This window comes from Pseudomonas oryzihabitans, from assembly GCF_007665395.1.
GTDB lineage: Bacteria > Pseudomonadota > Gammaproteobacteria > Pseudomonadales > Pseudomonadaceae > Chryseomonas > Chryseomonas psychrotolerans_C.
On the sequence record NZ_VDND01000004.1, the window covers coordinates 424,029 to 447,836 of the forward strand.

A 23,808-nucleotide genomic window follows, 5' to 3' on the forward strand; every position below is an offset into this window, starting at 1 on the left:
TTTGGCCGTCTCGTGTCGTCGACAACAATCATCGCGACAGCGCCCCGCGCGGGCCGCCAGTCCGAGACCATTCTAAGGAGCAACAGATGCGCGTAATCCTGCTGGGAGCGCCCGGTGCCGGCAAAGGTACTCAGGCCCGGTTCATCACTGAAAAATTCGGCATTCCGCAGGTGTCCACCGGCGACATGCTGCGGGCCGCCGTGAAGGCCGGCACGCCCCTGGGCCTGCAGGTCAAGGACATCATGGACAATGGCGGCCTGGTCTCCGACGAGATCATCATCGCCCTCATCAGCGAGCGCATCCTGGACGCCGACTGCGCCCAGGGTTTCCTCTTCGATGGCTTCCCGCGCACCATTCCCCAGGCCGAGGCCCTCGAAGCCGCCGGCGTGAAGATCGACCACGTGCTGGAAATCGCCGTCGATGACGAGGAAATCGTCCAGCGCCTGTCCGGTCGCCGCGTGCACCCGGGTTCGGGACGCGTCTATCACGTCCAGCACAATCCGCCGAAGGTCGCCGACGTCGACGACGTGACCGGCGAGCCGCTGGTGCAGCGCGAAGACGATCGCGAAGCCACCATTCGCAAGCGCCTGGACCTCTATCATTCCCAGACCAAGCCGCTGGTGGACTTCTACCAGAAGCTGGGCGCCGCCCAGGGTACCCCCAAGTGCAGTCGCATCGAGGGCGTGGGTTCGGTGGATGCCATCACCGCCAAGGTGCTGCAGGCCCTGAGCTAGCAGCCGGTCATGGCCGCCTGTGCCTGCAGGCGGTCCGGTCAAGGCGCCGTCCTGGCGTCGTGACCGATGGGCGGGTCCCCTCGCGTCCCGTCTTGCTCTAGAATGCGCGGCCTTCCCAATAGCTGCGGATCCGCCCCATGTCCATCCTGCTCGCCCTCGACACCGCCACCGAAGCCTGCTCGGTCGCCTTGCACCTGGGCGACGAGATCATCCATCGCTACGAGATCGCCCCGCGCCTGCATGCCCAGCGGGTCCTGCCCATGGTGCAGGAAGTGCTCGCCGAGACCGGCCTGAGCCTGGCTCAGGTGGACGCCATCGCCTTCGGCCGGGGTCCTGGCGCCTTTACCGGGGTGCGTATCGCCATCGGCGTGGTGCAGGGCCTGGCCTTCGGATTGGAGCGTCCGGTGCTGCCGGTGTCGAATCTGGCGATCATCGCCCAGCGCGCCTGGCGCGAACGGGGCGTCACCCAGGTGGCCGCCGCCATCGATGCGCGCATGGACGAGGTCTACTGGGGCTGCTACCGCCTGGACGGCGAGGCTATGGTGCTGGCGGGCGCGGAAGCCGTGCTGGCGCCCGAAGCCATCGCCCTGCCCGCGGCGGTCGGCGGCGACTGGTTCGGCGCCGGGACCGGCTGGGGCTACGTCGGCCGTATGGCGCTGCCGCTGGCCGCGGTGGATGCCACCCTGCTGCCCCATGCGCAGGACTTGGCGGTCCTGGCCGCGGTGGCCTGGCAGCGTGGCGAGGCCGTATCGGCCGAATCCGAAGCGGCGCAACCCGTCTATCTGCGTGACCGGGTCGCCACTCCCAAACAGTCGCGCTGAAGGCGCGGAACCCGGGGGTGACGGTCGAGCGTCCAATAACTGAACGCCGCTCGTCCGCCTGTCGTGACGGGCGTCCGGCCCTTGATTGCCATCGCCTTCGACCCTACATAGAGTAGCGTCATCCGTTCGGGACCTGCCCATGCGCATCGACAGCGGCTATTCCTCCTCCGCCTATCCCCTGAATCGTTCTTCGCGCGCGGTCACGCCCGTACGCGAGGTGGCGAAGGACGAGGACGTCCGCCAGAACGTCGTCGCCAAGGAGGCGGCTACCTCTGCCCAGCCCCCGGTGCGCCGGGTCGAAGCGACCACGGCGACCGATACCGGCAACGAGGGCGACAACGGCCTGGTGCTCAGCGAGCGGCAGGGCCGCTTCGCCAGTCAGCTCACCGCTCGTGCCCAACAGGCCCTGGCCAGCTATGGCAGCACCGCCACCTTCGGCGCCGAGCCCGAAGGCTCTTCCAGCGTCGTAGGCCTCGACCTCTACGCCTGATGCTGCCGTACTTCCTCGGCTGCCCCTCGTGGAACGATAACGCCTGGCGCGAGAGCCTCTACCATGGCCTGCGGCCTGCCGACTTCCTGCCGCGCTATGCCCAGGTATTCAATGCCGTGGAAGGCAATACCACCTTCTATGCCTGGCCGTCGGCCGACACCATCCGCCGCTGGGCCGAGCTGATGCCGGCCGGCTTCCGCTTCTGCGCCAAGTTTCCCCGTGATATCAGCCACGCCGACGACCTGCGGGTGCAGCTGGCCAGCGCCCGGACCTTCCTCGAGCTGCTCGCGCCGCTGGGCGAGCGCGCCAGCCCGCTGTGGCTCCAACTGCCCGCCGGTTTCGGTCCGGAACGCCTGGCTGAACTGCGGGTGTTCCTCACGGCCATGGCGCCCCGTTGCGCCCTGGCCGTGGAGGTTCGCCACCTGGCCTTCTTCGACAAGGGTGAGGCCGAGCGGACGCTGAATCGACTGCTGCTGGAGCTGGGCGTGGAGCGCGTCGGCCTGGATTCCGCGGCCTTGTTCAGCGCCGATCCGAGCGAGCCGGCGGTCCGCCTGGCGCAGGCCAAGAAGCCGCGGGTACCGGCCCGTGCCCTGGCCCTCAGCGCCCATCCGCAGGTCCGCTTCATCGGTCGGCTGGAGCTGGCCGCCAACGACTATTACCTGGCCAAGTGGATCACCCGGGTGGCCGACTGGATAGAGGCGGGCAAGGTGCCCTATGTCTTCCTGCACACGCCGGACAATCGCCAGGCGCCCGAACTGGCCCTGAGATTCCACGCTCAGCTGCGCGAGCGCCTGCCGGGTCTGCCGGCGCTGCCCGAGTTGAGTACCGCCGACACCGAGCAACTCGGCCTGCTGTAGCCCGTACCGTCCGGTGCGATACGTTTGGCGACGTTTTCGCCGGCATTCCCGCGGCCCGCTCCGGTCTGAAGAAGAATCCCGCTTCGCGAATCCCCTCCGGCGCGCCGCATGAAAGCCAGACACCTGCTCGGACTCGTCATTCTGCTCTACGGCGGCTTGCATACCGCCTTCGACCAGGGCTGGCTGCGCATCCCGCCCGCCTACGATCCCTGGGCGCCCTTGGACATCCAGGCACCGACCAATGCGGTCACCCGGCTCAAACTCTGGCGGCTGCAGGCCGATGCCGACTATTGCGCGGCCTCGCTGGCCACCTCGGCGCTCAGCTATCGCGAACTCCGGGGCAATCCGGGCTCGGCCGACTGCCCGCTGGAACGCGCGGTCCGTATCCAGCGTGGCGAGGGTGTACGGCTGAGCGGCAGTTTCATCGCCAGTTGCCCGCTGGCGGTGAGCTTCGCCCTGTTCGAGCGGCAGGCGTTGCAGCCGGCTGCCGAGGCGGTCTATGGGCAGCGGGTGGCCGAGGTGGAGCACTACGGCAGCTTCGCCTGTCGCAATGTCTATGGCCGGGCCACCGGCCGCCGCAGCCAGCACGCCAGTGCCAATGCCCTGGATATCGCCGCGCTGCGCCTGGCCGATGGCCGCCGCATCAGCGTGGCGCGAGACTGGAGCGGCGACCCCCAGGCCCAGCGCTTCCTGCGGCAGGTCCGCGACGGAGCCTGTCGGTCCTTCAATACCACCCTGGGACCGGACTACAACGCGGCGCACCGCGATCATTTCCATGTCGACATGGGTGGCTTTCGCGTCTGCCGGTAGAATGGCGGGTCTTTTCGCCTGCGAGTCGCCCATGTCCACCGCCCACCCCGCGCTTATCGTCGAAGCCCTGGAACCCGTCTTCACCGAAGCCGCCGCTGCCTGGGCCACCCGCCTGGGCCTGCCCCTGGGCACCGCCACCAGCGAGGAATTCGCCGTGCAAGTGGGCGCCCAAGGCCTGCAACTGGTCCAGCGCGGCCCGGACGCGCCAGGCCCGGTGCGGGTGGACTTCGTCGAGGGCGCCGCGGCGCACCGGCGCAAGTTCGGCGGTGGCGCCGGCCAGATGATCGCCAAGGCGGTCGGCATCGGCCCGGGCGTGCGCCCGCGCATCCTCGACGCCACCGCCGGCCTCGGTCGTGACGCCTTCGTGCTGGCCACCCTGGGTTGCGCGGTGACGCTGGTCGAGCGCCAGCCACTGATCGCTGCCCTGCTCGAAGACGGCCTGGCGCGGGCCGCGCGGGATCACGAAGCGGCCGGCATCGCCGCCCTGATGACCCTGGTGCAGGCCGACGCCACCGCCTACCTGCAGCACGGGGAGGGCGAGGCCCCCGAGGTGATCTACCTGGATCCCATGTTTCCCCATCGCGACAAGAGCGCCCTGGTGAAGAAGGAAATGCGCCTGTTCCGCCCGCTGGTGGGCGACGACCTGGACGCCCCGGCGCTGCTCGCCGCGGCCCTGGCCCGCGCCAGCCACCGGGTGGTGGTCAAGCGCCCGCGCAAGGCGCCGGCCATCGAAGGGGTGAAGCCGGGCTATGTGCTGGAGGGCAAGTCCAGCCGCTACGACATCTATCCGAAGAAGAGCTTCAAGTCCTCCTAGAGCAGCTAACAAACCTACTGCGCGTCCGCCAGACGGGCGCGTGCAGTGCTCGGAATCCTCATGTACCGCTCGTACACTCGTGCGCGAGCCCGGTGCGGTTCCTGCGCGCCGCGCGCACCCGCCTGACAGCCGCTCGCTACGCTTTGTTAGCCGCTCTGAACGAAAAAGCCCGCGGGCGGAAGGATTCCGCCGGCGGGCTTGATCTGTCGCTACGTCAGACGGTCGCGACCTTGGGCGCGCGACGCTTGCGCCAGGCCCGGTAGAAGGGCAGGGCGACCATCAGGATGCAGACGATCCAGATGGCCTGGCTGATGCCGCTCTGCCAGAGGATGCCCAGCTCGCCGTTGGAGATCGACAGGGCGCGCCTCAGGCTGGTCTCCATCAGCTCGCCGAGGATGAAGCCCAGCAGCAGCGGCGACAGCGGGAAGTCCAGCTTGCGTATGATGTAGCCGAAGATGCCCACGCAGACCATCAGCACCAGGTCGAAGGTGGTGGCATGTACCGCATAGACGCCGATGCCGGTGATGATGGCGATGGCCGGCGCCAGCGACCAGTTCGGCACCTCGAGGATCTTGGTGAACATCTTCACCATGGGCACGTTGAGGATCAGCAGCATCACGTTGGCGATGAACAGCGAGGCGATCAGCCCCCACACCAGGTTCGGCTCGTTCTGGAACAGCAGCGGGCCGGGGGTGATGTTGTAGAGGGTCAGGGCGCCGATCATCACCGCAGTGGTACCCGAGCCGGGGATGCCCAGGGTCAGCATGGGGATCATGTTGCCGCACACCGCCGCGCCGATGGCGGTTTCCGGCGCCGCCAGGCCGCGCAGGTCACCCTTGCCGAACTTGCCATCGGCACCGGCCATGCGTTTCTCGGTGGTGTAGGCCAGGGCACTGGCCAGGGTCGCGCCGGCGCCCGGCAGCACGCCGATGATGAAGCCGCTCACCGAGCTGCGCAGGTTGACCATGAACACGCTGCGCGCTTCGCGCACGTTGAACAGCATGCGCCCCGTGGCCTTGACCGCCACCTGGCCGTGATGGGTCTGCTCCAGCAGCAGGAGCAGTTCGCTCACCGAGAACAGGCCCAGCACCAGGATCACGAAGTCGATGCCGTCGGCCAGGTGCACGTTGTCGAAGGTGAAGCGATAGACGCCGCTGTTGGCGTCGATGCCCACCGAGGCGATGGCCAGGCCGAAGAGGGCGGCGACCAGGGTCTTGACCGGCTTCTCGGCGGCCATGCCGGAGAGGCTGAGAATGGCCAGGGCCATCAGCGCGAAGTATTCCGCCGGGCCGAAGGCGATCGCCCATTTCGCCAGCAGCGGCGAGAACAGCACCATGCCGCAGGTGGCGATGAAGGCGCCGATGAAGGAGCTCCAGGCCGACAGCGACAGGGCGACGCCGGCCAGGCCCTGGCGGGCCAGCGGATAGCCGTCCAGGCAGGTCATCATGGTCGCGGCTTCGCCGGGGATGTTCAGCAGGATCGACGAGATCCGGCCGCCGTATTCGCAGCCGAGGTAGACGGCGGCGAGCAGGATCAGCGAGGTTTCCGGCGGCAGGCCCAGGGCGAAGGCCACCGGGATCAGCAGCGCGATGCCATTGATCGGGCCGAGACCCGGCAGCAGGCCGACCACGGTGCCGATCAGGGTGCCGATCAGCGCCACGATCAGGTTGGTCGGCGTCAGGGCGACGCCGAAGCCCTGCATCAGAAAATTCAGGGTATCCATGTCAGCCCTCCAGGAATTCCAGCACGCCAAGGGGTAGGGGGACTTCCATCACCCGGTCGAACAGCACATAGAGGCCGATGGCGAGCAGCAGGCTGACCAGGGCGCAGGGCATCAGGCGACCACCATAGAGCAGGCCGCAGAGGGTGGCGGTGATGAAGGCGCTCAGCGGAAAGCCCAGTGGCTGGAAGGTCAGGGCGTAGCCCAGCAGGATGGCGCAACAGGCCACCACCTTGCGCAGCGAGGAAGCGTCCAGCGGCTTCTGGTCTTCGCCGTCGCCGATCGGCGTGGGGCGGATGATCAGATAGGCCAGGCCCAGGCTCATCAGCCCGAACATCAGCATCGGATAGGCACGGGGGCCGACCGGCTCGTAGGAGAAGGGCGCCTGGTAATCCCGGGCGATGAACAGCATGACGAGTCCGGCCACCAGCCAGACCGCCATGAAGGCGCGTTGGAAGATCATGTCGACATCCTCGAAGGCGCCCTAGGGGCGCCGGGGCGGGGGCTCAGAGTCTGTTCACGATCTGCTGCGCGGCGGCCACGCGGCGTTGAAAACGCCTCGCCTGGCTCTGGCTCGCGAGATCGTGGACAGCCTCCTACTGGATCAGGCCGAATTCCTTGGCCATGCTGCGGTAGCGCGCGACTTCCTTCTGCACATAGGCGTCCAGTTCGGCGCCGGTCATGGCGAAGGGGAAGAGCTCGCGCTGATCACGCAACTTGGCGAAGTCCTCGGAGGCCAGCAGCTTGTCGAAGCTGGCTTTCCACCAGTTGTACTGCTCGTCGGTGACCTTCGGCCCGACGTAGAAGCCGCGGACCACCGGCCAGACGATGTCGTAGCCCTGCTCGCGGGCGGTGGGAATGTCCTTCATCGCCGGTTCGTCGAAACGCTGCTCGGCGAACACCGCCAGCAGCCGCATGTTGCCGGCCTCGACATGGGGCATGGAGTCGGAAATGTCGGTACTGCCGACCTGGATGTGGCCACCCAGCAGCGCGGTGGCGATCTCGCCGCCGCCTTCCAGGGCCACGTAGCGCAGGTCCTTGGGATTGATCCCGGCGGCCTTGGCGATCAGCGCCGTCTGCATCCAGTCCTGGCTGCCGACGGTACCGCCGGAGCCGATCACCACCTTGCTCGGGTCCTTCTTCAGCGCCTCGACCAGATCACCCAGGGTCTTGTAGGGCGAGTCGGCCTTGACCGCGATGGCCCCATAGCTGGCGCCCACGGCGGCCAGCCAGCGCACCGCCTTCTCGTCGAAGCGACCGAACTTGCCCTGGGCCAGGTTCAGCAGCGAACCGCTGGAGAAGGCGACGATGGTGTCGCCATCGGCCGGCCGCTGCGCCACCACGGTGTTATAGGCCACCGCGCCTACGCCGCCGGGCATGTAGGTCACCCGCATGGGCTTGTCCAGCAGCTTGGCTTCCACCAGGCCGCTCTGGGCCAGCTTGCAGGTGAGGTCGAAGCCACCACCGGGCGAGGCCGGGGCGATGCACTCGGGACGTTTGGGTTCGGCCATGGCCTGGGCGGACAGCAGCACGGAGGCGGCCAGGGTCAGGGTGAGGGTGCGCAAGGTGGTGCTCATCGACGTCTTCCTTTTGTTGTTATTTCAGAAGCTGACAGGCGGACACGGCTCAGGCTCGCCAGGGTGGCGATCGTTCGGAAACCGGAGGGGAGAGCACGGGAGGCTGCACGAGGGCGAGCATGGATATCGTTCCGCTTGTTATTGTTGTCGGCCAACCAGGGGTGGCGCTTGGGCAAGCATCGGGCGGTTTTGCAACCGCTACCTTTCACTCTAGGCCGCCAAGCTTTCAACAGCCTTTCAGCGATGAAAGGCGACGAATGCGAGCTTCCGGCCTGGGGCCAGCCCGTCCGTATCCCGGTAAACTCGCGATTTTTCCGCGGGAGCAAGCAGCGTGCGCATCCTCTTGGTCGAAGACCATCCGCCCCTGGCCGAAAGCGTCGCCCAGGCACTCAAGAGTGCCGGACTCAACGTCGATCTGCTCACCGATGGCGTGGCCGCGGACCTGGCCCTGCAGAGCGAAAGCTATGCGCTCGCCATCCTTGATGTCGGCTTGCCTCGCCTGGACGGTTTCGAGGTGCTGGCGCGCCTGCGCGAGCGCGGCGATCGCCTGCCGGTGCTGATGCTGACCGCCCGCGGCGAGGTCAAGGATCGCGTCCAGGGCCTCAACCTGGGCGCCGACGACTACCTGGCCAAGCCCTTCGAACTCACCGAGCTGGAAGCGCGGGTCAAGGCCCTGCTGCGCCGCAGCGTCCTGGGCGGCGACCGCCAGCAGCGCTGCGGGCCACTGGTCTACGACCTCAATACCTCCCGCTTCGCCCTGGGCGAGGAGGCGCTGTCACTCACCTCCCGCGAGCATGCCGTGCTGGCCGCGCTCATCGCCCGGCCCGGGCGGGTCATGAGCAAGGAGCAACTGGCCGCCCAGGTGTTCGGCCTGGACGAGGAGGCCAGCCCCGAAGCCATCGAGATCTACGTCCACCGCCTGCGCAAGAAGCTCGAAGCCGGAGCCGTGCGCATCGTCACCTTCCGCGGCCTGGGTTACCTGCTGGAAGAGCAGCATGGCTGAGGCGGTGAGTGCGACCGGCAGCCTGCGTGGCCGCCTGCTGCTGCGCCTGGTCGTGCTGCTCGCCGTGGTCCTGGCGATCAGCAGCCTGGCCGCCTACCTCAATGGCCGGCGCCTGGCTGACGTCGCCTACGACCGCACCCTGCTGGCCTCGGCCCGCACCATCGCCGCGGGCCTCTCCGCCAGCAATGGCACCCTGCGCGCCGACGTCCCCTACATCGCCCTGGACAACTTCGCCTACGACAACGTCGGCCGCATCTTCTACCAGGTGCTGGATACCCGCGGGCGGCTGATCTCCGGCTACGAAGAGCTGCCGCCGCCCCCGCCGGATACCGGCCTGACCCGCGAATACCCCGCCCTGGCGCGTTTCTACAACGGCACCTACCGCGGCAAGGACGTCCGCGTGGTCAGCCTGGCGCAACCCGTCAGCCAGCCGGATCTCACCGGCATGGCGGAGATCCGCGTCGCCGAGACCGCCGAGGCGCGCGAGGACGTGGCCCGCAGCCTGCTCACCGACACCCTGATCCGCCTCGGCCTCATGGGCCTGGGCGCCATCCTGCTGGTGTGGATGGCGGTCGGCGCGGCCTTGCGTCCCCTGGAGCGCCTGCGCCAGGCGGTGGAGGAGCGCGGCGTCGACGACCTGCGGCCCCTGCCGGACGTCCGCGCGCCCCAGGAGCTGCTGCCGCTGGTGCACGCACTGGAAGGCTTCACCCTGCGGCTGCGCCGGCTGTTCGAGCGCCAGGCCGATTTCATCGCCAATGCCGCCCATGAGTTGCGTACCCCCCTGGCGGCGATCAAGGCCAGGGTCGAACTGGGCTTGCGCGAGAAGGAGCCCCAGGCCTGGTACGCCACCCTGGAAGAGGTACGTACCAGCACCGACCGGCTGGCGCGGCTGGCCAATCAGCTGCTGTCCCTGGCGCGGATCGAGAGCGGCGCCCAGGCCATCGCCGAAGGCGGCGCCGAGCGCCTGGAGTTGAGCGAGCTGGCGCGGGAACTGGCCCTGGCGCTGGCGCCGCTGGCCCATGCCAAGGGCGTCGCCCTGGCCTTCGAACCCTTCGCCAAGGGCACGGTGATCGGCGAGCCCACGCTGCTCAACGAATTGCTCTGCAATCTGGTGGAAAACGCCCTTACCCACAGTGCGCCGGGGGGCAATATCGTGGTGCGGGTACTGGCACCCGCGGTACTGGAGGTCGAGGATGACGGCCCCGGCATTCCGGCCAACGCCCGGACCCGGGTATTCGAACGCTTCCAGCGCCTGGATCCCCAGTCCGGCGGCGCTGGCCTGGGCCTCGCCATCGTCGGCGAGATCTGCGCCGCCCACCGGGCGCGCATCCAGTTACTGGATGGCGCCCTGGGAGGCTTGCGCGTGCGGGTCGAGTTTCCCGTCGAGGAAGGCTAGGGCGGGCTTAGCCGAGCAGGCTGCGAGACTGTTCCACGGCGTCCCAGAACGCGGGATCCTTGGCCGGATCCGGCTGCTGGTCCAGGCCCAGGCGGATGGCCGCCGGGAGCGTCTGCACCGACGTTTCCTGCTGACCCTGGCGCTGCGCCTGCAGCAGCGTGGCCACCTGGACGATGTCGGCATAGTTGGCGGTCGCCGGCTGGCGATCCAGCGCCAGGTACTCGCGCGGCACGCAGGCGATGTCGGCGGGAAAATCCCAGACCTTGAGAATGCGTTCGCCGATCTGCGGATGGATCCGCGCCGTCACCTGGTCGAGGGTGATGGCATTGGCCAGCAGGTCTTCCTGTTCTTCGGCGTAGGTCAGGATCGGCAGCACGCCGATCTGGTGCACCAAGCCGGCGAGCAGGGCGCGGTCGGCCATCAGGCGCGTGTACTTCTTGCACAGCGCATGGCTGATGGCGGCGATCTCGGTGCCCTGGCTCCAGACCTCGCGCATCTTGCGGTCCACCGCGTCGCTGGTGGCCTGGAACATCTGCTGCATGGCGAGGCCCGTGGCCAGGTTCGCCGTGTAGTTGATGCCCAGCCGGCCGACGGCCATCTGCAGGTCGGTGATCTCCTTGCTGGTCCGCAGCAGCGGGCTGTTGACCACCTTGATCAGCCGCGCCGTCAGGGCCGCGTCCATGGCGATCACCCGGCTCAGCTCGGCGACGCCCACGTTGGGGTCTTCCGCCGCTTCTCGGACCTTCAGCGCCACCTCCGGCAGGGTGGGCAACACCACGCGATCGGTGTCTATCGCGTGGAGCAGATCCTGGACAACTTTTTCGGCAAGAGGAGTCATGACATACCTGTGTGGAGAACGGGAAGGCGATCCCAACCTTCAGCGCTTTATTTCACGATCGCTATCGAGTGAGTAGGGCAAATCGAGTAAACGGCAGTTTGGCCCGTCCGAGCTGCCCAGGCTGATGCGCCCGTCCTCCACCGCATCGGCCTGCAGCACGGCCAGAAATTCGCAGCCGTCCGCGGCCGGGGCGGCGAGTACCACCTCGCCGACACTGCTGCCGTGCACCGGCGCGAACAGCGGCGTGCCCACGGCGGGGGCCGTACCGCTGCTCGCCAGGCGATAGAGACGCCGCTTGAGCTTGCCGAGATACTGCATGCGGGCGACGATTTCCTGGCCGGTGTAGCAGCCCTTTCTGAAGCTCACCCCGTCCAGAGCCTGCAGATTGATCATCTGCGGGACGAACAACTCGCGGGTCGCACCGAACACCTGGCCGACGCCGGCCCGTACCTGGGCCAGCAACCAGGCGTCGAGACCCAGCTCCGGCAACGCCGGGACGGCCGCCTCCGCCGTACGCCAGACTTCCACGCGGCCATCTTCCAGGCGCAGGGCGAAGCCGTCGTCGAGGGGCGCTACCCCATTGGTCTGTTCGCCCAGAACGATGCCGGGATAGGCCGCGGCGAAGCCGGCGGCGCTCAGGCCCAGGCGTTGCCAGTGGGCACTTTCGTCGGCCAATACCGACTTGGAAAAGACCGCATATTTCTTCAGATCGGTCAGCAGCGGCTCGACCAGTTCCTTGGCCATCGCCAGCAGGTAACCATCGGCTAGCTTGACGATACGGAAGCTGGACACCAGCCGCCCCTTGGGCGTGCAGCGGCCACCCAGACCGGCCTGGTCATCGGCGAGATAATTGAGGTTGCAGGTCACCTGCCCCTGCAGGAACTTGGTCGCGTCGACCCCGCGGATGGCCAGGACGCCCTCGTGGGTCAAGCGGCAGAAATACGGCGAGTCGGCCATTGCGGCGGAAGCTCCCTGTCGTGTGAAGCCGCCCATCATAGGCGCGCCCGCAGGGAATGTCAGGCGCACTGCGCGGCGAGGCGCTTCGGGCTTATACTGCGTCGATCGTCGCAGGAGTCCCCATGAGTACCGAAACTACCGAACTCAAGAGATTGTACTGGCACAGCCGTCGCGGCATGCTGGAGCTGGATGTGTTGCTGGTGCCCTTCGTCCAGGAAGTCTATGCCACCCTTGGCGCCGAAGACCAAGCGCGCTATCGCAAGCTGCTCGAATGCGAGGATCAGGACATGTTCCACTGGTTCATGCAGCGTGGCGAACCTGACGACGCCGACCTGCGCATCATCGTGCGCATGATCCTGGACCGTGTCCAGCCGGCTTGAGCCGTTCGAGTGCCGATGGAGCGCCTCGCCGACGCTCCTGCGGCTACATGCCCTGGCGGCATTCGCCGCTGGGGTCTGTCTCTGGCTCGCCGCCATTCCCTGGTCGCTGAAACCGCTGCTGACCCTGCTGGTCCTCTGGTCCTGGCAGCGCGTGCGCCAACGACAGCTCCGGCAGCACTATCCGACGGTACCCCGCCGCCTGCGCCATGGCGCCGAGGGCTGGCAACTCTGGTCGCCGGTCGCTGGCTGGCAGGGCATCCAGCTGCGCCCGGATAGCCTGGCGCTACCGCTGTTGGTGGTCCTGCGTTATCGCCTGCCCGGCGAAAGACGCAGCCGCGGTCTCTGCATCGCGCGGGACAGCCTGTCCCCGGATGCCCACCGCCGCCTGCGCGTCAGGCTTCGCTTCGCGCCGCGCCGTTTCGCGGCGCCAGAATAGTGTCTCGGGCGCAGCTGTCGGTCTGCGGATAGTCCAGGGTGAAATGCAGGCCGCGGCTTTCCTGGCGGGCGAGGGCACTCTCGATGATCAGCTCCGCCACCTGCGCCAGGTTGCGCAGTTCGATCAGGTCACGACTGACTTTATAGTTGCTGTAGAACTCATCGATCTCGTCCATCAGCAGGCGGATGCGATGGCGGGCGCGCACCAGGCGCTTGGTGGTGCGCACAATGCCGACGTAATCCCACATGAACCGCCGCAACTCGTCCCAGTTGTGCGCGATCACCACGTCCTCGTCCGAGTCCGTCACCTGGCTGGCATCCCAGTCGGGCAGGTCGCGCGGCATGGCGACCTGTGCCTGCCGCGCCTGGATGTCGAGCGCCGCCGAGCGGGCATAGACGAAGCATTCCAGCAGCGAGTTGCTGGCCATGCGATTGGCGCCATGCAACCCGGTGCAGCTGGTTTCGCCAATGGCATAGAGTCCGGCGAGGTCCGCGCGCCCGTGTTGGTCGACGCGCACGCCGCCGCAGGTGTAGTGCGCCGCCGGCACCACCGGGATCGGGTCGCGGGTGATGTCGATGCCCAGTTCCAGGCAGCGGCCATGGACGGTCGGGAAGTGTTCCTGGATGAAGTCCGCCGGCTTGTGGCTGATGTCGAGGAACACGCAGTCGATGCCCAGGCGCTTCATCTCATGGTCGATGGCGCGCGCCACCACGTCCCGCGGCGCCAGGTCGGCACGTTCGTCGAAGCGCGGCATGAAGCGCTCGCCGTCCGGCAGGCGCAGCACGGCGCCCTCGCCACGCAGCGCCTCGGTGATGAGGAAGCTGCGCGCATGGGGATGGTAGAGGCAGGTGGGATGGAACTGGTTGAACTCCAGATTGGCCACCGAGCAGCCGGCGCGCCAGGCCATGGCGATGCCATCGCCACTGGCACTGTCCTGGTTGGTGCTATAGAGATAGGCCTTGCTGGCGCCGCCGGTGGCCAGCACGGTGAAGCGCGCGTGCAGGGTGTCCACCTGGCCACTGGACCGGTCCAGTACGTAGGCGCCCAGGCAGCGGGCGCCGGGCCGGCCGAGCTTCTCGGTGGTGATCAGGTCCACCGCCACCCGCTGACTCAGCAGCTGGATGTTGGGGCGACCCTCGGCGGTCCGCAGCAGAGTGTCGAAGATCGCCATGCCGGTGGCATCCGCGGCATGGATGATGCGGCGATGGCTGTGCCCACCCTCGCGGGTCAGGTGGAAGCCCAGGCCGCCACTGCCGGCACCCTGTTCGCGGGTGAAGGGCACGCCCTGGTCGATCAGCCACTGCATGGCTTCGCGGCTGTGTTCCACGGTGAAGCGCACGGCTGCTTCGTCACAGAGCCCGGCGCCGGCAACTAGGGTATCCTGCACGTGCGCCTCGACGGTATCGCCCTCGTCCAGGACGGCGGCGACGCCACCCTGCGCCCAGTAGGTCGAGCCGTGGGCCAGCTCGCCCTTGCTCAAGACCGCGATGGTCAGCGTCGCGGGAAGGTTGAGGGCGAGGGTCAGGCCCGCCGCGCCACTGCCGATTACCAGAACATCGAATTCCAGATGACGCGCCATGTCGTTTCCTTCTCACCGGAGCGGCGAGTATAGGAACAAGGCGGACGACGGCATAGCCATCGATGGTGGTGGCCAGGGAACTCGCAGGCCGCGAGCGGGGTCTATGTACAGATAATTGCCCATCCGTGTGGCCGGAGTGCCTAGCCGAGAGTGGGACGTCTGCCAAAGCCAATCAGTGATACCCAGGAGCGATCAGCAGCCACTCAGTGCTCGCTCATCAACTGCTGTGGAGGGGAGAACTTTCGTGCAACAGCCCAGTCTAGCAGCGCGCGTCGACAGTGAAGGCAAGGACGATACCGAGCTGCAAGCAAAGGACGGCAAGCAGGTCCTGCCCACGCAGGAGCAGGATCAACAACTGGTCGAGCGCGTGCAACGCGGTGACAAGCGTGCCTTCGACCTGCTGGTGCTCAAGTACCAGCACAAGATTCTCGGTCTGATCGTAAGGTTCGTACACGATACCCAGGAAGCCCAGGACGTCGCCCAGGAGGCTTTTATCAAAGCCTATCGCGCCCTCGGGAACTTCCGTGGTGATAGCGCTTTCTACACCTGGCTCTATCGCATCGCCATCAATACGGCGAAGAACCATCTGGTTGCCCGGGGTCGTCGTCCACCGGATAGCGACGTCAGTGCCGAAGATGCGGAATTTTATGAAGGTGACCATGCTCTAAAGGATATCGAGTCCCCGGAGCGGTCCCTTTTGCGGGATGAGATCGAGGCCACCGTGCATCGAACCATCCAGCAACTCCCGGAAGATCTGCGCACCGCGCTGACCCTTCGCGAGTTCGAAGGTCTCAGCTACGAGGACATTGCGAATGTCATGCAATGTCCGGTGGGAACGGTCCGGTCTCGGATTTTCCGAGCGCGGGAAGCGATAGACAAAGCATTGCAGCCCCTGCTGCGTGATGCATAGACAGCGGCGACAGCTTTTAGAGAGGTAATACGTATGAGTCGTGAAGCCCTGCTGGAATCCCTGTCCGCTGTTATGGATAACGAAGCGGACGAATTCGAAACCCGGCGTGTGATCGCCGAGGTCAGCAAGGATCCAGAACTGCGCGCCACGTGGTCGCGTTATGCCATGGTCAGCGCCGTGATTCGCGGTGAACCCATGATGCCACTCCTGGATATCGCCAAGGACGTGACCAGTACCTTGGAGCGTGAAGACGTGGCCGCCGCACCGGCAGCTCCGGTCGCCGCCCAGGTCAGCAAGGGTCGCTGGTCGAGCCTGGGGCGTGTCGCGGTAGCGGCATCCGTCACCTTCGCCGTGCTGGCGGGCGTGCGGATGTATAACCAGTCCGACGTGTCCACCCAGGGTCTGGCCCAGCAGGCGCCCAGCCAGCTGACCGTGCCGCAACCTGCGCGTAGCCCGGCCGTCCTGGCCAGCTTCAGCGAAGAGAGCAGCAAAGCCAAGGCCGATCAACCGGCAGTGGGTGAGAAGCAGGAAGCCCCTGCCCAGCGTTGATTCGCTGGCTTCACCTCGAGAGCGGCGCCCGGACCTCCAATCCGGGCGCCGTTTTTTTTGTCCTGGCGATGGCAGTGGGCCGGGGAAATGCTTCGAAAGCTATCGTTCAGCAAGGGCGTGCTATTTCTGCTGCCAGTCGTCTCTGACTGCGCTTCCCTCGGATGAGGGCCGGTCGCCAACGATGCGTTCTAGTCATTGGATAACGTGGAGCTGCATGCGCATGCGCAATTTCAAGCATTATACGGCTGCCCTCATGGGGCTCTGGCTGATGGGGCTGACGGCCATGGCCCGGGCCGACCTGCCGGATTTCACTGGCCTGGTCGAGGCCGCGTCTCCCGCGGTGGTCAACATCAGCACCCGCCAGAAGATTCCGGAAGGGCGCGGCGCGGGCTCCATGGCCATGCCGGACCTGGACGGCCTGCCACCGGGTATCCGCGAATTCTTCGAGCGCAGCATTCCGCAGATGCCGCGCAGTCCCCGCGGTAAGCAGGAGCAGGCCCAGTCGCTGGGTTCCGGCTTCATCATCTCGCCCGACGGCTACATCCTGACCAACAACCACGTGGTCGCCGACGCCGACGAGATCCTGGTGCGCCTGTCCGACCGCAGCGATCACACCGCCAAGCTGATCGGCGCGGACCCCCGTACCGACGTGGCCCTGCTGAAAATCGATGCCAAGGACCTGCCGACCCTCAAGCTGGGCAATTCCGATCAGCTCAAGGTCGGTGAGTGGGTACTGGCCATCGGCTCGCCCTTCGGCTTCGATCACTCGGTGACCGCCGGTATCGTCAGTGCCAAGGGCCGCAGCCTGCCGAACGAAAGCTACGTGCCCTTCATCCAGACCGACGTGGCCATCAACCCGGGCAACTCCGGCGGCCCGCTGTTCAACCTCAAGGGCGAGGTGGTCGGGATCAACTCGCAGATCTTCACCCGCTCCGGTGGCTTCATGGGGCTGTCCTTCGCCATTCCGATCGACGTCGCCATGAACGTAGCCAATCAGCTGAAGACCGAAGGCAAGGTCAGCCGCGGCTGGTTGGGCGTGGTCATCCAGGAAGTGGACAAGGATCTCGCCGAATCCTTCGGCCTGGATCGTCCGGCCGGTGCCCTGGTGGCCCAGACCCTCGACGACGGTCCCGCCGCCAAGAGTGGCATCAAGGTGGGTGACGTCATCCTCTCGGTCAATGGCCAGAAGATCGAGGAATCCGCCGACCTGCCGCACCTGATCGGCAATCTCAAGCCCGGTGCCAAGGCCGACATGGAGATCATCCGTGAGGGCAAGCGCCAGAACCTCAGCGTCACCGTGGGCGACATGCCCAAGGACGACCAGGCCGCTTCCGGTGGCGAGCGCGGCTCCGACCGTGCCAGCAACCGCCTCGGCATCGCCGTGGCCGACCTGACCACCGAGCAGAAGAAGACCCTGGATCTCCAGGGCGGCGTGGTGATCAACAAGCTCAGTGGCGACGGTCCGGCGGCGGCCATCGGTCTGCGTCCCGGCGACGTGATCACCCACCTGAACAACCAGCCGATCGAATCGGCCACCGCCTTCGAGAAGATCACCTCCGCCCTGCCGGCCGGGCGCTCCATCTCGATGCGCGTGGTGCGCGACGGTCGCGCCAGCTTCATCACCTTCAAGCTGCCGGGCAAGTAAGGGCCGGCTGGCTGGGCGAGGGGCGGGTGACCGCCCCTTCTTTTTGTCCGCTCGAACGGCGCGAGTCCCCTTGTTTGCCGCATTCAGGTAAACTCCCCCGCTATTTTCCCGGCGGATGTTCCGCCGCTGGCTATTCGAGTGCTGATTCGTGAGTGATCTGAGCCATATCCGCAATTTCTCCATCATCGCCCACATCGATCACGGCAAGTCGACCCTTGCTGATCGGTTCATCCAGATGTGTGGTGGTTTGAGCGACCGAGAAATGGAGGCCCAGGTCCTGGATTCCATGGACCTCGAACGCGAACGTGGCATCACCATCAAGGCCCACAGCGTCACGCTGTACTACAACGCCGAAGACGGTAAGACCTACCAGCTCAACTTCATCGATACCCCTGGTCACGTCGACTTCACCTACGAAGTCAGCCGTTCGTTGGCCGCCTGCGAAGGCGCGCTGCTGGTGGTGGATGCGGGGCAGGGCGTGGAAGCCCAGTCGGTGGCCAACTGCTATACCGCCATCGAGCAGGGCCTTGAGGTCATGCCGGTGCTGAACAAGATGGATCTGCCCCAGGCCGATCCGGACAAGGTCAAGGCCGAGATCGAACACATCATCGGCATCGACGCCACCGATGCCGTGGCATGCAGTGCCAAGAGCGGCATGGGCGTGTCCGACGTGCTCGAGCGACTGGTCCAGGTCATCCCGCCGCCCCAGGGCGAGATCGAGGCGCCGCTGCAGGCGCTGATCATCGATTCCTGGTTCGACAACTATCTGGGCGTCGTCTCGCTGGTGCGGGTCAAGCACGGCCGGGTCAAGAAGGGTGACAAGATCCTGGTCAAGTCCACCGGCAAGGTGCACCAGGTCGACAGCGTCGGCGTCTTCTCGCCCAAGCACACCGAAATGCCCGATCTCAAGGCGGGCGAAGTGGGCTTCATCATCGCCGGCATCAAGGAAATCCTCGGCGCCCCGGTCGGTGACACCCTGACCCTCAGCGCCACCCCGGACGTGGCCATGCTGCCGGGCTTCCAGCGGGTCAAGCCGCAGGTCTACGCCGGCCTGTTCCCGGTCAGCTCCGACGACTTCGAGGACTTCCGCGAGGCCCTGCAGAAGCTCACCCTCAACGACGCCGCCCTGCAATACGAGCCGGAAAGCTCCGAGGCCCTCGGCTTCGGCTTCCGCATCGGCTTCCTCGGCATGCTGCACATGGAGATCATCCAAGAGCGCCTGGAGCGCGAATACGATCTCGACCTCATCACCACCGCGCCGACCGTGGTCTTCGAGGTGGTGCTCAAGGACGGCAGCACCATCTACGTCGACAACCCGTCGAAGCTGCCCGACCTGGCCTCCGTCGCCGAGATGCGCGAGCCCATCGTGCGCGCCAACATCCTGGTACCCCAGGAGCACCTGGGCAACGTCATCACCCTGTGCATCGAGAAGCGTGGCGTCCAGCGCGACATGCAGTTCCTCAGCAGCCAGGTGCAGGTCAGCTACGACCTGCCGATGAACGAGGTGGTGCTGGACTTCTTCGACCGCCTGAAGTCGGTGAGCCGTGGCTATGCGTCGCTGGACTACAGCTTCGACCGCTTCGAAGCCGCCAGCCTGGTCAAGCTCGATGTCCTCATCAATGGCGAGAAGGTCGATGCCCTGGCGCTGATCGTCCATCGTGACAAGGCGCACTACAAGGGTCGCGCCCTGACCGAGAAGATGAAGGAGCTGATCCCGCGGCAGATGTTCGACGTGGCGATCCAGGCGGCCATCGGCGGCCAGATCGTCGCCCGTACCACCGTCAAGGCGCTGCGCAAGAACGTCCTGGCCAAGTGCTACGGCGGTGACGTCTCCCGTAAGCGCAAGCTGCTGGAGAAGCAGAAGGCCGGTAAGAAGCGCATGAAACAGGTCGGTAGCGTAGAGATTCCTCAGGAGGCCTTCCTGGCCGTACTCAAGGTGGATAGCTAAAGCCCATGTCGTTTAACTTCCCTTTGCTGTTGGTAATTGCCGTCGCCGTCTGTGGCGCTCTGGCACTCATCGATCTGCTGGTCCTGGCGCCGCGTCGGCGCAAGGCGATCCAGACCTACGGCCAGCAGGTGAACGAGCCGGATCCGGTCGTGCTGGAACAACTGAAAAAGGAACCGGCATTGGTCGAGTACGGGAAGTCCTTCTTCCCCGTCCTGGCCATCGTGCTGATCCTGAGATCCTTTCTGGTCGAGCCCTTCCAGATCCCCTCGGGCTCCATGATCCCGACACTCGAAGTGGGCGATTTCATCCTGGTGAACAAATTCGCCTACGGCATCCGCCTGCCGGTAGCCGACCTCAAGGTCATTCCCGTGGGTGATCCGCAGCGCGGTGACGTCATGGTGTTCCGCTATCCCAGCGACCCCAGCGTCAACTACATCAAGCGCGTCGTGGGGTTGCCGGGTGACACCATCCGCTACACCAGCGACAAGCAGCTGTACATCAATGGCCAGCGCGTCAGCGAGCAGCTGGTGGGCGACGAGCCCGGGTCCCTGGGTAGCGTCAAGCTGTTCAAGGAGCAGTTGGGCAAGGCCGAGCACCTGATTCGCGAGGAAATGACCCGCTACCGTATCGAGCCCGACCACGAGTGGAAGGTGCCGGCGGGTCACTACTTCATGATGGGTGACAACCGCGACAATTCGAACGACAGTCGCTACTGGGACGATCCCAACATCCCCCGCGACCTGCTGGGCATGGTCCCGGACCGCAACATCGTCGGCAAGGCCTTCGCCGTCTGGCTGAGCTGGCCGGAGCCCAAGCTGCAGAGCATGCCCACCCTGTCCCGCGTAGGTATCATTCGATGAGTGAACGCAGAGTGTCTGGTCTTCCGTCGCGTCAGCAGGGGCTGTCGTTCCTGGGCGGACTGCTCGCACTCTGCGTCATCGCCTTCCTGGCCAGCACGGCCATGAAACTCGTTCCCCATTACCTGGACTACAATGCCCTGACCAAGGTCATCGAATCCATCAGCGACAATACCGATAACCAGATTCGCAGCGTGTCCGACGTCTACAGCTACGTGGGGAAGGGTATGCAGGTGAACGACATCCGTGATCTCGATCTGCAGAAGGCCATGCGCGTCGAAGCCGACGGCAATCACCTGCAGATCCACCTCGACTATGAAAAGCGTGAACACCTGATCCGCAACATCGATCTGGTCGTTCGTTTCAACCGTGATTTCCGTATAAATCTCCCGTGACTTTATCTCTAGATCGCCTCGAGCGTCGGCTGGGTTATACCTTCAAGGACCCGGACATGATGCTGCTCGCCCTCACGCACCGCAGTTTCGCGGGTCGTAACAACGAACGCCTGGAATTCCTCGGCGACGCCATTCTCAACTTCATCATCGGCGAAGCCCTCTACGAACACTTTCCCCAGGCTCGCGAAGGCCAGCTGTCCCGGCTGCGGGCCAAGCTGGTCAAGGGCGAGACCCTGGCGCTGCTCGCGCGCAGCTTCGAACTCGGTGATTACCTGCGCCTGGGCTCCGGCGAACTGAAGAGCGGCGGTTTTCGCCGCGAGTCGATTCTCGCCGATGCCATGGAAGCCCTGATCGGCGGCATCTACCTGGATGCCGGCATGGACGCGGCCAGGGATCGGGTGATGGCCTGGCTCGGGCCCCAATTGCGCGAACTGACGCCGGTGGATACCAACAAGGATCCCAAGACCCGTCTGCAGGAATTCCTCCAGGCGCGCGCCTGCGAGTTGCCCCGCTATGACGTGGTCGCCATCGAAGGCGAGCCCCATTGCCGGGTGTTCTTCGTTGAATGTGAAGTTGCGATGCTCAGTGAGAAGACGACGGGGCAGGGCGCCAGTCGCCGTATCGCCGAACAGATAGCCGCCTCGGCGGCCTTGATCGCCCTGGGCGTGGAGAATGGTCATGAATGATGAGCTCAAGGCATCGCGCTGCGGCTATGTAGCCATCGTCGGCCGGCCGAACGTCGGCAAGTCCACCCTGCTCAACCACATCCTCGGGCAGAAGCTCGCCATCACCTCGCGCAAGCCGCAGACGACCCGGCACAACATGCTCGGCATCAAGACCGAGGGTAAGGTGCAGACTATCTATGTGGACACCCCCGGCCTGCACAAGGAAAACCAGAAGGCGCTCAACCGCTTCATGAACAAGACGGCCGTCACCGCGTTGCGCGATGTGGACGTCGTGGTGTTCGTGGTCGACCGCACACGCTGGACCGACGAGGACCAGATGGTGCTGGAGCGGGTGCGTTTCGTGAAATGCCCGGTGCTGCTCGCCGTCAACAAGCTGGATCGCCTGGAAGACAAGGCCGACATGCTGCCGCACCTGCAGTGGTTGCAGGAGCAGCTGCCGGAGGCCACCGTCATTCCGATTTCCGCGCAACACGGCCATAACCTCGAGGCCCTCGAAGAATTGGTCGCCGAGCGCCTGCCGGAAGGCGAGCACTTCTTCCCGGAAGACCAGATCACCGACCGATCCAGTCGCTTCCTGGCAGCCGAGCTGATCCGCGAAAAGATCATGCGCCAGCTGGGGGCCGAGCTGCCCTACCAGGTCGCCGTGGAGATCGAGGAATTCAAATACGAGAACGGCGTGCTGCATATCCACGGCCTGATCCTCGTCGAGCGCGACGGCCAGAAGAAGATCCTCATCGGCCAGGCCGGCGAGCGCATCAAGCGGATCGGCCAGGAAGCCCGTCAGGACATGGAAACCCTGTTCGACGCCAAGGTCATGCTCAACCTCTGGGTCAAGGTCAAGGGCGGCTGGTCCGATGACGAACGCGCCCTGCGCTCCCTGGGTTATTCCGACCTCTGACGATGCAGGCGTCCGAGCCGCTGTTCGTCCTGCATGCGCGCCCCTATCGGGAGAGCAGCGCACTGGTGGACGTGTTCGGCGCCTTCGGCCGGGTTCGCACCGTATTGCGTGCGGCCCGCTCCCGCTCCGGTAGCCTGGCCAGACCCTTCGTTCCCCTGGAAGCCCAGGTCAGCGGAAGAGGGGAGTTGAAGAACCTGCAGAAGGTGGCGGCCCTGGCGCCGCCCTATCTGCTGCAGGGCCAGGCGCTCTTCAGCGGCTTCTATCTCAACGAACTCCTGGTGCGGCTATTGCCCGCCGAAGATCCCTATCCCGCGCTCTTCGAACTCTATGGCCTGACCCTGGCCGCGCTGGCGCAGGGACGACCGGTCGAGCCGCTGCTGCGCACCTTCGAATGGCGCCTGCTCGATCTGCTGGGCTACGGCTTTTCGTTTTCCCAGGCCCTCGACGGTCAGCCCATCGAGGCGCAGCGCCTGTATCGCTTCCTGCCGGACCAGGGCTTCGAGCCGGTCGACGAGGTCCGTCCCGGTTGCCTGGCTGGCGCGGAAATCCTGGCACTCGAACGCGGTGAGTGGGACGATCCCACCGTGGTTCGGGCCGCCAAGCGATTGATGCGCCAGGCCCTGGCGCCCCACCTGGGCAGCAAACCCCTGATGAGTCGCGAATTGTTCGCCAAGCCAAGTGAATAAGCCATGAAAGAGTTCAGTCGTGTTCTGTTGGGCGTCAACATCGATCATGTCGCCACCCTGCGCCAGGCCCGCGGTACCCGCTATCCCGATCCGGTCAAGGCGGCCCTGGATGCCGAGGAGGCTGGCGCGGACGGCATCACCCTGCACCTGCGCGAAGATCGTCGCCATATCCAGGAGCGGGACGTACGCCTGCTGCGCAAACTCCTGCAGACCCGCATGAACCTCGAAGTCGCCCTGACGCCCGAGATGCTGGCCTTCGCTCGGGAGATCCGTCCGGAGCACGTCTGCCTGGTGCCCGAGCGCCGGGAAGAGCTGACCACCGAAGGGGGTTTGGACGTAGTAGGGCAGGTCCAGCGCATCCGTGACGCCATCGTCGCGCTGCCCGCGTCGGAAGTGTCCCTCTTTATAGATCCCGATCTGCAGCAGATCCAGGCGGCCAAGGACAGCGGCGCTCCGGTGATCGAGCTGCACACGGGTCGCTATGCCGAAGCCGCGACCGCGCAAGAGCAGGCCCGCGAGCTGCAACGGCTGGCCAAGGCCGTCGAGTTCGCCACCGGTCTCGGCCTGGTGGTCAATGCCGGCCATGGCCTGCACTACCATAATGTCCAGCCCATCGCGGCGTTGCCGGGTATCAACGAGCTGAACATCGGCCATGCCATCGTCGCCCAGGCGGTCTTCGTCGGCTTCAAGCAGGCGGTCAAGGACATGGCCGAATTGATCCGCTGTAACGCGACCGTAAAATAACTGTTGACCTGTTCCGAAACTCCCCTATAATGCGCCCCACTTCCGGCGCAGACGCTGAAGGGCTTGAAAATCAAGCAC

At 65.8% G+C, this 23,808-nt stretch carries 26 protein-coding genes and 1 other RNA gene; 21 read left to right on the forward strand and 6 right to left on the reverse strand.

The features are described from left to right. Positions 1–86: 86 nt before the first annotated feature. The 7 genes from adk (at position 87) to FSV73_RS12005 (ending at position 4,678) form a co-directional block, all read left to right on the forward strand. Complete coding sequence (gene adk, locus FSV73_RS11975) at positions 87–734, forward strand: adenylate kinase (RefSeq protein ID WP_145007985.1); 648 nt, start codon at positions 87–89, stop codon at positions 732–734. 137 nt (positions 735–871) lie between these two features. Then, complete coding sequence (tsaB, locus tag FSV73_RS11980) at positions 872–1,555, forward strand: tRNA (adenosine(37)-N6)-threonylcarbamoyltransferase complex dimerization subunit type 1 TsaB (RefSeq protein WP_145007987.1); 684 nt, start codon at positions 872–874, stop codon at positions 1,553–1,555. 139 nt (positions 1,556–1,694) lie between these two features. Next, entirely contained in the window at positions 1,695–2,045 is a 351-nt protein-coding gene (locus tag FSV73_RS11985) for a hypothetical protein (protein WP_145007989.1), read from the forward strand. After that, a complete protein-coding gene (locus tag FSV73_RS11990; protein ID WP_145007991.1) occupies positions 2,045–2,902 on the forward strand; it encodes a DUF72 domain-containing protein in 858 nt (285 codons plus the stop codon). The genes FSV73_RS11985 and FSV73_RS11990 overlap by 1 nt, the downstream gene beginning before the upstream one ends. A gap of 108 nt (positions 2,903–3,010) precedes the next feature. Then, complete coding sequence (locus FSV73_RS11995) at positions 3,011–3,712, forward strand: extensin-like domain-containing protein (RefSeq protein ID WP_145007993.1); 702 nt, start codon at positions 3,011–3,013, stop codon at positions 3,710–3,712. Positions 3,713–3,743: 31 nt separating this feature from the next. Further along, complete coding sequence (locus FSV73_RS12000) at positions 3,744–4,526, forward strand: class I SAM-dependent methyltransferase (protein WP_145007995.1); 783 nt, start codon at positions 3,744–3,746, stop codon at positions 4,524–4,526. Positions 4,527–4,586: 60 nt separating this feature from the next. Then, a non-coding RNA gene (locus FSV73_RS12005) (sX9 sRNA) lies at positions 4,587–4,678 on the forward strand. Between the two features lie 62 nt (positions 4,679–4,740). Here the strand turns inward: FSV73_RS12005 and FSV73_RS12010 are convergent. From FSV73_RS12010 to FSV73_RS12020, 3 genes are all read right to left on the reverse strand, one after another. Next, a complete protein-coding gene (locus FSV73_RS12010) occupies positions 4,741–6,249 on the reverse strand; it encodes a tripartite tricarboxylate transporter permease (protein WP_145007997.1) in 1,509 nt (502 codons plus the stop codon). A gap of 1 nt (position 6,250) precedes the next feature. Further along, on the reverse strand, positions 6,251–6,709 hold the full coding sequence (locus tag FSV73_RS12015; protein ID WP_007161982.1) for a tripartite tricarboxylate transporter TctB family protein: 459 nt from the start codon (positions 6,707–6,709) through the stop codon (positions 6,251–6,253). 133 nt (positions 6,710–6,842) lie between these two features. Next, positions 6,843–7,823 carry a Bug family tripartite tricarboxylate transporter substrate binding protein gene (locus FSV73_RS12020; protein ID WP_145007999.1) on the reverse strand — a complete coding sequence of 327 codons (981 nt, stop codon included), beginning with the start codon at positions 7,821–7,823 and terminating at the stop codon, positions 6,843–6,845. A 331-nt stretch (positions 7,824–8,154) separates the two neighbouring features. Between FSV73_RS12020 and FSV73_RS12025 the strand changes: the two genes are divergently transcribed. Then, a complete protein-coding gene (locus FSV73_RS12025) occupies positions 8,155–8,826 on the forward strand; it encodes a response regulator (protein WP_145008001.1) in 672 nt (223 codons plus the stop codon). A 4-nt stretch (positions 8,827–8,830) separates the two neighbouring features. Next, a complete protein-coding gene (locus FSV73_RS12030; protein ID WP_260856066.1) occupies positions 8,831–10,222 on the forward strand; it encodes a sensor histidine kinase in 1,392 nt (463 codons plus the stop codon). Between the two features lie 7 nt (positions 10,223–10,229). On the opposite strand, the gene FSV73_RS12035 is transcribed toward FSV73_RS12030, so the two are convergent. Together FSV73_RS12035 and ygfZ are read right to left on the reverse strand one after the other, a co-directional pair. Further along, on the reverse strand, positions 10,230–11,060 hold the full coding sequence (locus FSV73_RS12035; RefSeq protein WP_186309215.1) for an HDOD domain-containing protein: 831 nt from the start codon (positions 11,058–11,060) through the stop codon (positions 10,230–10,232). A 39-nt stretch (positions 11,061–11,099) separates the two neighbouring features. After that, positions 11,100–12,017, reverse strand: a complete 918-nt coding sequence (gene ygfZ / locus FSV73_RS12040) for a CAF17-like 4Fe-4S cluster assembly/insertion protein YgfZ (protein WP_145008005.1) — start codon at positions 12,015–12,017, stop codon at positions 11,100–11,102. A 122-nt stretch (positions 12,018–12,139) separates the two neighbouring features. Here ygfZ and FSV73_RS12045 point away from each other — a divergent pair, with 122 nt between their 5' ends. Continuing rightward, a complete protein-coding gene (locus FSV73_RS12045; protein WP_145008007.1) occupies positions 12,140–12,397 on the forward strand; it encodes a succinate dehydrogenase assembly factor 2 in 258 nt (85 codons plus the stop codon). Further along, positions 12,381–12,833: a protein YgfX gene (locus tag FSV73_RS12050; protein ID WP_145008009.1), complete on the forward strand. Its 453-nt coding sequence runs from the start codon at positions 12,381–12,383 to the stop codon at positions 12,831–12,833. Before FSV73_RS12045 ends, FSV73_RS12050 begins: the two co-directional genes overlap by 17 nt. On the opposite strand, the gene nadB is transcribed toward FSV73_RS12050, so the two are convergent. Then, positions 12,790–14,412 (reverse strand): L-aspartate oxidase, encoded by a 1,623-nt coding sequence (nadB, locus tag FSV73_RS12055; protein WP_145008011.1) that lies wholly within the window; start codon positions 14,410–14,412, stop codon positions 12,790–12,792. The genes FSV73_RS12050 and nadB overlap by 44 nt on opposite strands. Positions 14,413–14,740: 328 nt before the next feature. Here nadB and rpoE point away from each other — a divergent pair, with 328 nt between their 5' ends. The 10 genes from rpoE to pdxJ all read left to right on the forward strand — a co-directional run bounded on the left by rpoE (position 14,741) and on the right by pdxJ (position 23,730). Beyond that, a complete protein-coding gene (rpoE, locus tag FSV73_RS12060; protein WP_026083736.1) occupies positions 14,741–15,322 on the forward strand; it encodes an RNA polymerase sigma factor RpoE in 582 nt (193 codons plus the stop codon). Between the two features lie 33 nt (positions 15,323–15,355). Then, complete coding sequence (locus FSV73_RS12065) at positions 15,356–15,871, forward strand: sigma-E factor negative regulatory protein (RefSeq protein WP_145008013.1); 516 nt, start codon at positions 15,356–15,358, stop codon at positions 15,869–15,871. A gap of 220 nt (positions 15,872–16,091) precedes the next feature. Beyond that, a complete protein-coding gene (locus FSV73_RS12070; protein WP_145008015.1) occupies positions 16,092–17,516 on the forward strand; it encodes a DegQ family serine endoprotease in 1,425 nt (474 codons plus the stop codon). A 148-nt stretch (positions 17,517–17,664) separates the two neighbouring features. Then, a complete protein-coding gene (lepA, locus tag FSV73_RS12075; protein ID WP_145008017.1) occupies positions 17,665–19,464 on the forward strand; it encodes a translation elongation factor 4 in 1,800 nt (599 codons plus the stop codon). A gap of 5 nt (positions 19,465–19,469) precedes the next feature. Then, the gene (gene lepB, locus FSV73_RS12080; protein ID WP_145008019.1) at positions 19,470–20,324 is read left to right on the forward strand and encodes a signal peptidase I; all 855 of its coding nucleotides are present in this window, start codon (positions 19,470–19,472) and stop codon (positions 20,322–20,324) included. Then, positions 20,321–20,716: a DUF4845 domain-containing protein gene (locus FSV73_RS12085; RefSeq protein WP_145008021.1), complete on the forward strand. Its 396-nt coding sequence runs from the start codon at positions 20,321–20,323 to the stop codon at positions 20,714–20,716. Before lepB ends, FSV73_RS12085 begins: the two co-directional genes overlap by 4 nt. Further along, entirely contained in the window at positions 20,713–21,402 is a 690-nt protein-coding gene (rnc, locus tag FSV73_RS12090; protein WP_145008023.1) for a ribonuclease III, read from the forward strand. Before FSV73_RS12085 ends, rnc begins: the two co-directional genes overlap by 4 nt. Next, a complete protein-coding gene (gene era, locus FSV73_RS12095; protein ID WP_145008025.1) occupies positions 21,395–22,300 on the forward strand; it encodes a GTPase Era in 906 nt (301 codons plus the stop codon). Before rnc ends, era begins: the two co-directional genes overlap by 8 nt. Before the next feature lie 2 nt (positions 22,301–22,302). Further along, a complete protein-coding gene (recO, locus tag FSV73_RS12100; RefSeq protein ID WP_145008026.1) occupies positions 22,303–22,986 on the forward strand; it encodes a DNA repair protein RecO in 684 nt (227 codons plus the stop codon). A 3-nt stretch (positions 22,987–22,989) separates the two neighbouring features. Further along, a complete protein-coding gene (gene pdxJ / locus FSV73_RS12105) occupies positions 22,990–23,730 on the forward strand; it encodes a pyridoxine 5'-phosphate synthase (protein ID WP_145008028.1) in 741 nt (246 codons plus the stop codon). The last annotated feature ends 78 nt before the right edge of the window (positions 23,731–23,808 follow it).

What these genes read in the sequence shown, in the direction of transcription:
- nadB (WP_145008011.1), bottom strand. Translation starts at nt 14,412, where the DNA reads ATGGCGCGTCATCTGGAATTCGATGTTCTGGTAATCGGCAGTGGCGCG.
- FSV73_RS12085 (WP_145008021.1), top strand. Translation starts at nt 20,321, where the DNA reads ATGAGTGAACGCAGAGTGTCTGGTCTTCCGTCGCGTCAGCAGGGGCTG.
- era (WP_145008025.1), top strand. Translation starts at nt 21,395, where the DNA reads ATGAATGATGAGCTCAAGGCATCGCGCTGCGGCTATGTAGCCATCGTC.
- tsaB (WP_145007987.1), top strand. Translation starts at nt 872, where the DNA reads ATGTCCATCCTGCTCGCCCTCGACACCGCCACCGAAGCCTGCTCGGTC.
- lepB (WP_145008019.1), top strand. Translation starts at nt 19,470, where the DNA reads ATGTCGTTTAACTTCCCTTTGCTGTTGGTAATTGCCGTCGCCGTCTGT.
- FSV73_RS11985 (WP_145007989.1), top strand. Translation starts at nt 1,695, where the DNA reads ATGCGCATCGACAGCGGCTATTCCTCCTCCGCCTATCCCCTGAATCGT.
- FSV73_RS11995 (WP_145007993.1), top strand. Translation starts at nt 3,011, where the DNA reads ATGAAAGCCAGACACCTGCTCGGACTCGTCATTCTGCTCTACGGCGGC.
- ygfZ (WP_145008005.1), bottom strand. Translation starts at nt 12,017, where the DNA reads ATGGCCGACTCGCCGTATTTCTGCCGCTTGACCCACGAGGGCGTCCTG.
- FSV73_RS12000 (WP_145007995.1), top strand. Translation starts at nt 3,744, where the DNA reads ATGTCCACCGCCCACCCCGCGCTTATCGTCGAAGCCCTGGAACCCGTC.
- pdxJ (WP_145008028.1), top strand. Translation starts at nt 22,990, where the DNA reads ATGAAAGAGTTCAGTCGTGTTCTGTTGGGCGTCAACATCGATCATGTC.
- FSV73_RS12045 (WP_145008007.1), top strand. Translation starts at nt 12,140, where the DNA reads ATGAGTACCGAAACTACCGAACTCAAGAGATTGTACTGGCACAGCCGT.
- FSV73_RS12035 (WP_186309215.1), bottom strand. Translation starts at nt 11,060, where the DNA reads ATGACTCCTCTTGCCGAAAAAGTTGTCCAGGATCTGCTCCACGCGATA.
- FSV73_RS12020 (WP_145007999.1), bottom strand. Translation starts at nt 7,823, where the DNA reads ATGAGCACCACCTTGCGCACCCTCACCCTGACCCTGGCCGCCTCCGTG.
- adk (WP_145007985.1), top strand. Translation starts at nt 87, where the DNA reads ATGCGCGTAATCCTGCTGGGAGCGCCCGGTGCCGGCAAAGGTACTCAG.
- FSV73_RS12070 (WP_145008015.1), top strand. Translation starts at nt 16,092, where the DNA reads ATGCGCAATTTCAAGCATTATACGGCTGCCCTCATGGGGCTCTGGCTG.
- FSV73_RS11990 (WP_145007991.1), top strand. Translation starts at nt 2,045, where the DNA reads ATGCTGCCGTACTTCCTCGGCTGCCCCTCGTGGAACGATAACGCCTGG.
- FSV73_RS12010 (WP_145007997.1), bottom strand. Translation starts at nt 6,249, where the DNA reads ATGGATACCCTGAATTTTCTGATGCAGGGCTTCGGCGTCGCCCTGACG.
- FSV73_RS12065 (WP_145008013.1), top strand. Translation starts at nt 15,356, where the DNA reads ATGAGTCGTGAAGCCCTGCTGGAATCCCTGTCCGCTGTTATGGATAAC.
- recO (WP_145008026.1), top strand. Translation starts at nt 22,303, where the DNA reads ATGCAGGCGTCCGAGCCGCTGTTCGTCCTGCATGCGCGCCCCTATCGG.
- FSV73_RS12015 (WP_007161982.1), bottom strand. Translation starts at nt 6,709, where the DNA reads ATGATCTTCCAACGCGCCTTCATGGCGGTCTGGCTGGTGGCCGGACTC.